Source organism: Ferrovibrio sp. (assembly GCF_036381655.1).
Taxonomy (GTDB): Bacteria; Pseudomonadota; Alphaproteobacteria; order Ferrovibrionales; family Ferrovibrionaceae; genus Ferrovibrio.
Genome location: NZ_DASVCJ010000032.1, coordinates 36,308 through 46,977 on the forward strand (window position 1 = coordinate 36,308; position 10,670 = coordinate 46,977).

The 10,670-nt window shown below is 67.2% G+C and carries 8 protein-coding genes and 1 pseudogene; 4 read left to right on the forward strand and 5 right to left on the reverse strand.

Annotated features, from left to right (window positions below; translation table 11 throughout):
* The first annotated feature begins 70 nt into the window (after window positions 1-70).
* The gene (locus VF194_RS06540; RefSeq protein WP_330889236.1) at window positions 71-1,180 is read left to right on the forward strand and encodes a hypothetical protein; all 1,110 of its coding nucleotides are present in this window, start codon (window positions 71-73) and stop codon (window positions 1,178-1,180) included.
* Window positions 1,177-2,571: a hypothetical protein gene (locus VF194_RS06545; protein WP_330889238.1), complete on the forward strand. Its 1,395-nt coding sequence runs from the start codon at window positions 1,177-1,179 to the stop codon at window positions 2,569-2,571. The genes VF194_RS06540 and VF194_RS06545 overlap by 4 nt, the downstream gene beginning before the upstream one ends.
* Window positions 2,572-2,632: 61 nt before the next feature.
* On the opposite strand, the gene pgi is transcribed toward VF194_RS06545, so the two are convergent.
* From pgi to VF194_RS06565, 4 genes are all read right to left on the reverse strand, one after another.
* Window positions 2,633-4,297 (reverse strand): glucose-6-phosphate isomerase, encoded by a 1,665-nt coding sequence (gene pgi / locus VF194_RS06550; protein ID WP_414656078.1) that lies wholly within the window; start codon window positions 4,295-4,297, stop codon window positions 2,633-2,635.
* Between the two features lie 23 nt (window positions 4,298-4,320).
* Complete coding sequence (locus tag VF194_RS06555; RefSeq protein ID WP_330889242.1) at window positions 4,321-5,958, reverse strand: alpha-D-glucose phosphate-specific phosphoglucomutase; 1,638 nt, start codon at window positions 5,956-5,958, stop codon at window positions 4,321-4,323.
* 13 nt (window positions 5,959-5,971) lie between these two features.
* Window positions 5,972-6,946, reverse strand: a complete 975-nt coding sequence (gene glpX, locus VF194_RS06560; protein WP_330889244.1) for a class II fructose-bisphosphatase — start codon at window positions 6,944-6,946, stop codon at window positions 5,972-5,974.
* A gap of 209 nt (window positions 6,947-7,155) precedes the next feature.
* The gene (locus VF194_RS06565; RefSeq protein ID WP_330889246.1) at window positions 7,156-7,989 is read right to left on the reverse strand and encodes a DUF1194 domain-containing protein; all 834 of its coding nucleotides are present in this window, start codon (window positions 7,987-7,989) and stop codon (window positions 7,156-7,158) included.
* Between the two features lie 107 nt (window positions 7,990-8,096).
* Between VF194_RS06565 and VF194_RS06570 the strand changes: the two genes are divergently transcribed.
* Entirely contained in the window at window positions 8,097-9,350 is a 1,254-nt protein-coding gene (locus tag VF194_RS06570; RefSeq protein ID WP_330889248.1) for a UbiH/UbiF/VisC/COQ6 family ubiquinone biosynthesis hydroxylase, read from the forward strand.
* A 25-nt stretch (window positions 9,351-9,375) separates the two neighbouring features.
* Window positions 9,376-10,305, forward strand: coding sequence for a patatin-like phospholipase family protein (locus VF194_RS06575; protein WP_330889251.1), 930 nt, complete (start codon window positions 9,376-9,378; stop codon window positions 10,303-10,305).
* A gap of 241 nt (window positions 10,306-10,546) precedes the next feature.
* On the opposite strand, the pseudogene VF194_RS06580 reads toward VF194_RS06575, so the two are convergent.
* A pseudogene (locus tag VF194_RS06580) lies at window positions 10,547-10,670 on the reverse strand (IS5/IS1182 family transposase); the annotation flags it as partial.

Here is a 10,670-nt window from a genome sequence, read left to right on the forward strand (position 1 = left end):
TTTGCGGCGACCCGGCCTTGTGATTAAGTAGGGCTGGTGTTGCGGCTATTCTACCGTCGGGCGTAGAGGGATGAATTTTCCAAAGGGAGCGGGGCAGCAATTCCAGCCCGCCAGGTTCGAGGAGCGCGGCACGGCCGTCGCCTTCACGACCCCGGCGCTCAGCCAGTCGCGCGTGCGCCAGGACAGCCGCGACAATCTCGAATTGACCGTCTCCGCCTTCTCCGGGGTCAAAGGCACCTACGTGATCCGCTGGAAGGATGTGCCGGACATCTTCTCGCTCACCATGCATGACCGCGCGCTGCAGGAGACGATCCTGAGCGGCGGCTCCTGCCTGCCGCCCGATATCCGCAAGGCGACGCTGGAAACCGCCAAGACCGGCCTGGCCGGACCGGAAGCGCAGCGCGCGGCGGAAGAAGCCCTCAACGACGATGAAAACGAAATCGTGCTGACGCGCTTCTTCCTGTCCAAATCGGTGATCGAGACGATGTCGGAGGGGCAGGTGAATCTGCATATGTCCGACTTCACCTCGGCCGCCGGCCGCGAACGCGTCAAGGACGGCCTCGCCGGGATCGCCAAGCGCTTCGCCACGACGCCGAACGATCTTTACGACCGGCTGCAGTCCTGGGGGCTGCTGCTGGCGCCGATTGGCCTGCCCGGCATGCCCAAGCCGTCCCGCCTGCGCCGCCTGGCCGGCGGCATCATGTCCTTCGCCGACCGGCTCAGCGACTGGGCCGAGACCGACAAGTCGGACGCCGCCGACCTCGCCCGCGGCATCGTCAAGGTCGCGTATTTCACCGCCGATTTCGCCGACGATCTGATGGCGTCGGTGCTGCGGCCGGTCGACTATGCCGACCGTGTGCTGAGCAACTGGGACAAGGCGCTGCTCAACCTGCACCGCGATCTCGAGCGGTTGTGGTGGACAGTCGATGGCTGGGAATTCATCATCCTGCTCTGGCAGGATGCCGAGCGGCAGGACCGCGATACGCAGCGGGCGGCGGTAACGGAAATTTACCGTATTCTGCCGATCATTCCGGAAAAGGAGGCCGCCAATCGGCCCAACGCACAGGCGATGCAGGAGAATAACCGCATGCAGGTGCGCGCGCTGGAGGGGTGGAATTCGGGGGTTCTCGACATCGAAATGATCAGACGCGTGGAAGCGGTGAAGCAGGGGCGGATATGAGCGATCTGGCCGCCGAATTGCGCGATATCGAGCGCAAGCTGTTCGAAATTCCCGATGAGAAGGTGGCGCAGCTCACGCTGCTGATCGAGCGCTCGCGCGCCGTCGCGCTGTCGGCGGCGATGGCCAATGCCGCGCTCGGCACCCTGAGGCCGCGGCTGGTCAAGACGCGCCCGCCGCGGCATCTGACCCTGCAGCGCATCTTCTGCCATCCCTTCGAAGACCTGCTGATCCTGCCGGAAGACGACGACAAGCAATTCGGCCGCATTTCGCGCGCCTCCCTGGCGCCGTGCTGGGATTTCGTCGTGCAAGGCCTGGACGGCGCGGCGGTGAAGGAACTGGAAGCCAGCCTGCGCGCCTCGCCGGCCCCGGCCATCGGCGCCCTGGCCGATCCGCGCATCGCCAAATTCGGCGCCACTCTTTGGGCCATCGCGGCGCGGCATCTGCGCCAGGAGATCGCCAAGGCCGAGGCGGACGCGGCCTATCGCGCCGAGCTCGTTGCCAGGCTGGGCGGCGAGACGGTTCTGCTCGATCTGATCGATATGGTCGGCGTGCTGGAAATCGCCAGGCCGCTTGAAGCCCTGCGCGAGGAATTCTCGCCCAAGCCGGTCGGCAAGCTGCTGGACGGGCAGATCGAGACGTTCAGGGAGCATTACGCGGCCTTGAGCGGCAGCGGCGCCGGCCGGCCGGGCTACATGATCGCCATCGTCACCGGCCGGATGAGCGATCCCTTCCAGCTGCTGCCGATCTGCGACGGCCTGGGCGATCTGCCCACCGGCTTCGCCGATCTCAAGCCGGGCCAGTATGCGCGCCAGGTGATCGCCGGCGACAGCAAGCGCTTTTTCAAATCGATCGGCCGTGCCGATCCGGTGCGGCTGGGGGACGGCGCGATCGCCGGCATGGTCGACGATTTCGTGCGCATGATGACGCGCCTCAAGGCGGACGGCATGGCGGACGGCCCGCAGCCGGAAATGGATGCCGCCGGCGCCAAGCTGCGCGACATGGTCAGGAGCGGCATTCTCGGCGGCGCCGACGGCAGGATTCTGGCGGCGCTCGATAGCGCGACGGCAGCGGACCGCGAGGCGCTGTTCGAAGCCAAGCTGCAGGCGGAAAACCGCGTCTTCGCCATCCAGAAAGTGGCGAAGGTGGCGGCCGAGATCGGCAGCGAAAAGGAAATCGACGCGGCCCTGAAGACGCTCGGCCAGCAGATCGAGCAGGGCGGCGCTGCTTTGATCGGCGATATCAAGGCGGGCAAGCTCAATGCGCTCGGCAGGGAAGCCGTCAAGCAGCAACTCTATGGCGCCGTGCGCATGCTGGAGCTGATCAGCGGCGGCAACGCCGCGGGCAAGCTGATGAAGGACGGATTGGCGGCCATCGAGAAGCTGCCGGGCTGACGCCCGTCGGGACATGCCTGGCTGACGCCTGTCCGGGCAAACCCGAGGACGATGTCTTTGGTCAGGTCAGCCGCGGAGCGCCGCGCGCGATGGCGATCATCGCACTGGTCGCGCCATCATGCGCATGCTTCGCATCAGGCCTGGTCAGCTCCTCCAGGATCGGCTTGGCGAGCTGCTTGCCAAGTTCCACGCCCCATTGGTCGAAGGAGTTGATGCCCCAGATCGTGCCCTGGACGAAAATCTTGTGTTCGTAGAGCGCGATCAGCATGCCCAGGTGATACGGATCGAGGCGCGGCAGCAGGATCGTCGTGCTCGGCCGGTTGCCGGGGAAGGCCTTCTGCGGCGCCAGCATCGCCGCCTTTTCCGGCGCCATGCCGTCCTGCAGCAGCTCGGCTTCGGCTTCCGCCCGCGTGCGGCCCTTCATCAGCGCCTCGGCCTGGGCGAAGGCATTGGCCAGCAGAATATCGTGATGGCGGTCGAGCCGGTAATGGCTGCCCAGCGGGACGATGAAATCCGCCGGGATCGGCTGCGGCCCCTGATGCAGCAATTGGTAGAAGGCGTGCTGGCCATTGGTGCCCGGCTCGCCGAACACCACCGGACCGGTGGCATAGCCGACGCTGCGGCCCCAGCGGTCGACGCCCTTGCCGTTGCTCTCCATGTCCGCCTGCTGCAGATAGGAGGCCAGCTTCGACAGGCCCTGATCGTAGGGCAGTACGGCCAGGGCCTTGAAGCCGAGGAAATTGATGTTCCAGATTCCGGCCAGGGCCATCAGCACCGGCAGGTTGCGCTGCAGCGGCGCCGTTGCGAAGTGTTCGTCCATCGCGTGCGCCCCGGCCAGCAGCTCGCGGAAGCGCGGCATGCCGATGCTCAGCGCGATCGGCAGCCCGATCGCCGACCATAGCGAATAGCGTCCGCCGACCCAGTCCCAGAATTGCAGCACCCGCTCGGGCGGGATGCCGAACTTGCCTGGAATCTGCGGATTGGCGCTGATGCCGACGAAATGCCTGGTCCAGGCGCCGGCTTCGGCGCCATCCTTGCCAAGCTGCTTCTTCAGCCAGTCGCGCGCCGTCTCGGCATTCGTCATCGTCTCCTGCGTCGTGAAAGTCTTCGACGCCACGATCACCAGGGTCGCCGCCGGATCGCAGACGGCGAGGGCGCGCGAAATATCGGCGCCGTCGACATTGCTGACGAAATGGATGTCGAGGCCGTCCTGGCGGTAGGGCGCCAGGGCATCGACCACCATGCGCGGGCCGAGATCGGAGCCGCCGATGCCGATGGCGATGATCTGGCGGAAGCGCTCGCCGCTGGCGCCGCGCCAGACGCCGCCGCGGATCGCGTCGACCATCTCGGCCATGCGGCGCAGTTCGCGATGCACGTCCTTCACCACGTCGGTGCCGTCGACCGCCAGGCTCTTGTCCTCGGGCAGGCGCAGGGCGGTATGCAGCACCGCGCGGTCCTCGGTGACGTTGACATGCTCGCCGCGCAGCATGCGCTCGCGCCAGCCGGCAACATCCGCCGCCTCGGCCAGGTCGATCAGGAGCCGCAGCGTTTCGCCATCGATGCGCTGGCGCGACAGATCGAGCAGCAGGTCGCCGCACCGGAAGGAGAGCGCATCGAAACGCTGCGGGTCGGCGGCAAAAAGCTCGCGCAGGCTGCGCTGGCGCGTCGCCGAGGCATGGGCGGCAAGCGCGCGCCAGGCGGGGGTCTGGTCGATCGGCGGCGGCAGCGACATGGCCTTCTCCCGGTTCGTCAAGTGATCACATCGGGTCCCGCGCGACCGGTCTGCTGGCGCAGGCCGGTGCAGCGCTCGGCGAAGTCGATCAGCGGCTTGAGCCTGGCCTGTACGTCGTCCTGCTGGCGCGCCGGATCGGGCTCGAAGCATTCGAAATACAAGCGCACCGTCGCGCCCTCGGTTCCGGTCCCCGACAATCGCGCCACCAGCCGCGCATCCTCGCCGCAGATCACCCGCAGGCCCTGCCGCGCGCTTTCGCTGTTGTCGATCGGATCGCGGTAGGCGAAATCGTCGGCCGCGGTGATGGCGAAATCGCCGATCCTGCCGCCGATGAGCGTGGGCAACTCCGCGCGCAGGGCATCCAGCGCAAGCTGCGCCTTGGCGGCATCGACGCCTTCGTAATCGTGCCGGCTGTAGTAGTGCCGGCCGAAGCGGCGCCAATGCTGCTGCAGGATCGACAGCACCGTCTCGCCCGGCCGGCGGGCCAGGATGTTGAGCCAGAACAGCACGGCCCAGAGGCCGTCTTTCTCGCGCACGTGGTCCGACGAGGTGCCGTAGCTTTCCTCGCCGCAGAGCGTGATGCGGCCGGCGTCGAGCAGATTGCCGAAGAATTTCCAGCCGGTCGGCGTCTCGAAACAGGGCACCTGCAGCGCCCTGGCCACGGCATCGGCGGCGCGGCTGGTCGGCATCGAGCGCGCGATGCCGGCGATGCCCTTGGCATAACCCGGCGCAAGCGTCGCATTGGCGGCCAGCACGGCGAGGCTGTCGCTGGGCGAGACGGCGATGCCGGCGCCCAGGATCATGTTGCGGTCGCCGTCGCCGTCGGAGGCGGCGGCGAAATCGAGCCGGTCCTGGCGCACGGTCTCGTCATACAGCGCCTTGGCATGGACGGGATTGGGGTCGGGATGGCCGCCGCCGAAATCCTCCTTCGGCTCGGCATTGACGACCGCGCCCTCCGGCGCGCCGAGCAGGTCGATGAACAGCCGCCGCGCATAGGGTCCGGTGACGGCATGCATGGCATCGAAGCGGAAGCGGAAATCCGGCCGCCCGAGCAGCGCGCGGATCGCATCGAAATCGAACAGCTCCTGCAGCATGGCGGCGTGATCCTCGACCGGATCGATCACACAAACCGTCAGGTCGCCCAGCTTGCGCTCGCCGGCACGATCGAGATCGAGATCGGCGGCATCGAGGATGCGATAGCGTTCGATGCCCTGCGTGCGCAGGTAGATCGCCTCGGTCACCGCCTCGGGCGCCGGGCCGCCATTGGCGATGTTGAACTTGATGCCGAAGTCGCCTTCCGGCCCGCCCGGATTATGGCTGGCCGACAGCACCAGCCCGCCCTGCGCCCTGTGGCGGCGGATCACCGCGCTGGCCGCCGGCGTCGAAAGGATGCCGGCGCGGCCGACGAGGACGCGGCCGATCCCGTTCGCCGCCGCCATGCGCAGGATGGTCTGGATCGCCTGCCGGTTGAAGTAGCGGCCGTCGCCGCCCAGCACCAACATTCCGCCTTTCAGCGCATCCTGCGTATCGAAGACCGACTGCACGAAGGCTTCGAGGTAGCCTGGCTGCTGGAAGACGTCGACCTTCTTGCGCAGGCCCGAGGTGCCCGGCTTCTGTCCGGCGAACGGCTTGATCGCGATTTCGCGCACAACCATGCGCCGCTCCGCTTCAGGGTTTCGGGAAACGGCTGACCAGGTCGTAGCGGGCGCCGGTTTTCGCCATCAGGATCACCGTGTGCATGCGCACCTCGCCGCGCTCGATGCTGACGCCGCGGCAGAGCGGGCCGGAATTGATGCCGCTGGCCACGAAGATCGCATCGTCGCTTTTCACCAGTTCGCTGCCGCTCAGCCATTTGCCGCTGTCGAGGCCGAACGCCTTCACCTTGGCGGCCTCCTCGTCGCTTTGCGGATCGACGCGGCCGAAGAAATCGCCGCCCAGGGCTTTCGTGAAGATCGCCGTGATCACGCCTTCGGGCGAGCCGCCGGTGCCGAACAGCGCATCGACGCCATGACCCTTCTGCAGCGCCATGAAGGCGCCTGCGACATCGCCGTTTTCGTACAGCACCGTGCGCGCGCCGCAATCGTGAATCTCCTTGATCATGGCATGATGGCGCTTGCGGTTCAGCACGAAGATGCGCAGCTCCGAGACCGGCTTGTCCAGCGCCGCCGCCAGCGCGGCCAGCCTCTTGTTCACCGGCCAGGTCGGATCGACCTTGCCCCTGGCCGCCCTGGGCACCACCAGCTTGTCCATGTAGAAGCTGGGGCCGAGGTCGAACATGCTGCCGCGCGGGCTCAGCGCGAAGACCGCCATCGAATTCTCGACGCCGTTGGCCATGTTCGTCGTGCCTTCGATCGGATCGACGGCGATCTCGATTTCCGGCTCGGCCTTGCCGATCCGCTCGCCGCGATAGAGCAGCGGTGCACGGTCTTTCTCGCCTTCGCCGATCATGACGACGGCGTTGATGTCGATCTCGCTGAGCGCCCTGCGCATGGCATCGACGGCGGCGCCGTCGCCTTTTTCCTTTTCGCTGCGGCCGACCCAGTCGTAGGCGGCCAAAGCGGCGGCCTCGGTGACCTGCCGCAGCGCAAAGGGAAAATCGGCGCGGTCGAAGGGACTCTGGACCGGAGCCTGGCGCGAAGTCATGAGCGGATACTCCCCAAGAAGAATGAAGCGGAACGGGTGCCCGGCCGGACCTGTCCGTCTGCTATGGTTGCGACCTTATTCCCTGGGAATACGGCAAAAACCGGGCGCGGCCAAGGCGCGGCAGCCCGATTCGCCGGGCGGTCCGAAAAAGATCATCGGGACGACGACGGGAAAGCCGCCGCGCCCGCACTGAGGGCCATCGGGAGCGCCTATTGCTCATAGCGCCGGCGCCAGAAATCCTGGCTTTGCCGTTCGCCGATATCGCAGCCTTTGTCGTAGCCGGCATTGCGCTGGATCCGGACGAGCGGGCCGTGGCGGGGCAGGGTTTCCGGCCTGGCCGGCAGGGCGGCGACCTCCAGGATCAGCTTGCGCCTGATCGCCTCGAAGAAGGTTTCGAAGCTTTCCGCCACCACGACGAAGGAGCCCGGCCCGCCGGTGACGCAGCCTTCGTAATAGCGGTCGAGATCCTTCAGCACCGGAAAGCCCCAACTATTCGGCCGGTCGTTGATGATCGGCAGGCCGTTGATGACGATGCCGGCATTGACCGCCTGATCGCGGGCGAGATCGACCGGCGAGCCGTCGTTGTTCGGGCCGTCGCCGGAAATGTCCAGCACGCGGCGCAGGCCCTTGTACGGGCTGCTGCCGAAGCGGGGCAGGGCATGCAGGATGGCGCCGGAGATGCTGGTGCGCCGGGCGGTGCGGATCGGGAATTCGATCAGGCGGCGCGCCACGGCCTCGGCGCTGGCCTGGTCCTGGATCAGCATCCATCCGAAGACGTCCTGCTGGCTGTAGCTGTCCGACCATTCGAAATAGGATACGGCGATGCGCCCGTTGATGCCGCTCTGGATCGCCTTGACCACGGCGGGATCCGAGATCGCCCTTGCATAGCCCTCGCGCTGCAGCCGCGCCTCGTCGGCATCGATGCTGCCCGAGATGTCGACGGCAAGCTGCAGTTCCAGATCGACCGCGATCTTCTCCTCGGCCGCTTCGCCGGCGCCAGCGAAGCCGGCCGCCATGCACCCCGTCAGCAGAAGGACCGGCATCCATCGCGGCATGCCCTTAAGGCTAGTACGGCCCCGGGGTGGCGTCCATCCCGGTTTCGGCCGGCCCGGCTCTGGACAAGCCGGGGCGAGGCGCCGAAGCTACGGCCATGACAGATTCACCGGATATTCAGGCTTTCGAGGTCGCCATCGTCGGCGGCGGGCTGGCCGGCCTGACGCAGGGCATCGCGCTCGCCGCGCATGGCATTTCCGTCGCCGTGATCGACCGCGAAGATCCCGACCGGGCGCTTGGCGCCGGCTTCGACGGCCGCGTCTCGGCGATCGCGCTGGCCTCGCAGCGCATGCTGGACGCGATCGGCCTGTGGCGCCATGTCGGCGCGGCGCAGCCGATGTGGGATATCCGCGTCTCCGATGGCGATTCGCTGCTGTTCCTGCATTACGACCATGCCGCGATCGGCGATCAGCCGTTCGGCTACATGGTCGAGAACCGCATCATGCGTCAGGCGCAGCAGGCCGCGCTGGAGCACCTGCCGCTGCTGAAGCTGTTCGCGCCGATGGGGGTGAGCCGCATCGCGCGCGGCATGCCCGGCTCCGGCCGCGCCGCGGAACTCGAGCTTGGCGACGGCACCGGACTGCACTGCCGCCTCGTCATCGGCGCCGACGGGCGCCAGTCGATGGTGCGCGAGGGCGCCGGCATCCGCACCATGCGCTGGTCCTACGAGCAGACCGGCATCGTCTGCACGGTGGCGCATGAGCTGCCGCATGAAGGCGCGGCGCAGGAACGCTTCCTGCCCGCCGGGCCCTTCGCCATTCTGCCGATGACCGACGATGCCGAAGGCCGGCACCGCTCGTCGCTCGTCTGGACCGAGCCGACCGCGCGCGCCGCGGCCATCATGGCGTTGCCGGACGTGGCCTTCGATGCCGAGATGCGGCGCCGTTTCGGCAGCGGCTATGGCGAGGCGCATGTCGTCGGCCCGCGCTGGTCCTATCCGCTGACCTTCCTGCATGCCGAGCGTTACACCGATCACCGTCTGGCGCTGATCGGCGATGCGGCGCATGGCATCCATCCCATCGCCGGCCAGGGTCTCAATCTCGGCCTGCGCGACATCGCCGCGCTGACCGAAGCCCTGGTCGAGGCGAAACGCCTGGGTCTCGATCTCGGCCAGGCCGATGTGCTGGAAGGCTATGCCCGCTGGCGCCGCACCGACACGCTGGTGCTGAGCGCCGTGACCGACGGGTTGACCCGGCTCTTCTCGAACGACATCGCGCCGATCCGCATCGCGCGCGATCTCGGTCTGGGCGTCGTCGACCGCATCCCGCCGCTGAAGAAATTCTTCATGCGCCATGCCATGGGCGATGTCGGCAAGCTGCCGCGCCTGTTGAAGGGCGAGCGGCTGGCCTGACGGGCCGAAAGCGAGAGAGGCCCGCATGCGCAACCCGCGGATCGGACTGGCTCTGGGCAGCGGCGCGGCGCGCGGCTGGGCCCATATCGGCGTGATCGAAGCGCTGATCGAGGCCGGCATCGAGCCGGATGTCGTCTGCGGCTCGTCGATGGGGGCTCTGGTCGGCGCCGCCTATATCGCCGGCCGGCTCGATGCATTGAAGGCTTCGGCGGAGACGATGTCCTGGCGCGAGATCGTGCGCCTGCTCGACATCCGCGTCACCGGCGGCGGCCTGATCGACGGCAAGAAGATCGTCGCCTATCTGCACCGGCTCGGCATCGACGCGCCGATCGAAAGCTATCCGAAGAAATTCGCCGCCGTGGCGGCCGATCTCGCCAATGGCCGCGAGGTCTGGCTGCAGGACGGCCAGATCGCCGAAGCGGTGCGCGCCTCGATCACCATTCCCGGCATCCTCAGCCCGGTATCGCATGACGGGCATTGGCTGCTCGATGGCGGGCTGGTCAATCCGGTGCCGGTCTCGGCCTGCCGCGCGCTCGGCGCCGAGGTCATCATCGCGGTCAACCTGAACGGCGAGTTGCTCGGCCGGCGCTTCGTCGAGGAGACGCCCGATCAGGGCGAGGTCGAAACCCATGCGAAGAACGAATTTCTCGGCCGCATTCTCAGCCAGATGCCGAATGCCTTGCGCAATCAGGCCTCGCTGATCACGCGCAAGCTGCTGCAGCCGGGGCCGGAGACGCCGGGCTATTTCGACGTGCTGGCCACGGCGATCAACATCATGCAGGATCGCATCACCCGCGCCCGGCTGGCCGGCGATCCGCCGCATGTGCTGCTGATGCCCCGGCTGGCCGGCATGGGCCTTTTGCAGTTCGACCGCGCCAGGGACGCCATCGCCGAAGGCCGCGCGGCCGTGGAATCGGCCTTGCCGGTGCTGCAGCGCTATCGGGCGGAGGGGTGAGGGAGCGTACAAGCGCAAGCGGTTGGACCGCTAATCCCTATCGGCTAACATAGCGATGGGAGATCGAGAGCGTTGACCGGGGTTGCGGTTGGACCGCTAATCCCTATCGGCTAACATCGTGCACTCGGGCATGCGGCAAACGATTTTGTTGCGGTTGGACCGCTAATCCCTATCGGCTAACATGACTTCAAGGTAAGCGCCACGTTCAACATTGTTGCGGTTGGACCGCTAGGGTGTGTCGTCAATTGTATGAGAGGATGGCGGCGGCGAGCTTTGTGGCTGCTGCGAAATGGTCGGCTCGTTTGTCGTAGCGGGTGGCGATGGCTCGGAACTGCTTGAGGCGGCAGAAGAAGCGCTCGATGCGG

Coding starts and splice junctions, on each gene's coding strand:
- VF194_RS06540 (WP_330889236.1), top strand. CDS start 71: ATGAATTTTCCAAAGGGAGCGGGGCAGCAATTCCAGCCCGCCAGGTTC.
- VF194_RS06545 (WP_330889238.1), top strand. CDS start 1,177: ATGAGCGATCTGGCCGCCGAATTGCGCGATATCGAGCGCAAGCTGTTC.
- VF194_RS06555 (WP_330889242.1), bottom strand. CDS start 5,958: ATGGTTGTGCGCGAAATCGCGATCAAGCCGTTCGCCGGACAGAAGCCG.
- glpX (WP_330889244.1), bottom strand. CDS start 6,946: ATGACTTCGCGCCAGGCTCCGGTCCAGAGTCCCTTCGACCGCGCCGAT.
- VF194_RS06565 (WP_330889246.1), bottom strand. CDS start 7,989: ATGCCGGTCCTTCTGCTGACGGGGTGCATGGCGGCCGGCTTCGCTGGC.
- VF194_RS06570 (WP_330889248.1), top strand. CDS start 8,097: ATGACAGATTCACCGGATATTCAGGCTTTCGAGGTCGCCATCGTCGGC.
- VF194_RS06575 (WP_330889251.1), top strand. CDS start 9,376: ATGCGCAACCCGCGGATCGGACTGGCTCTGGGCAGCGGCGCGGCGCGC.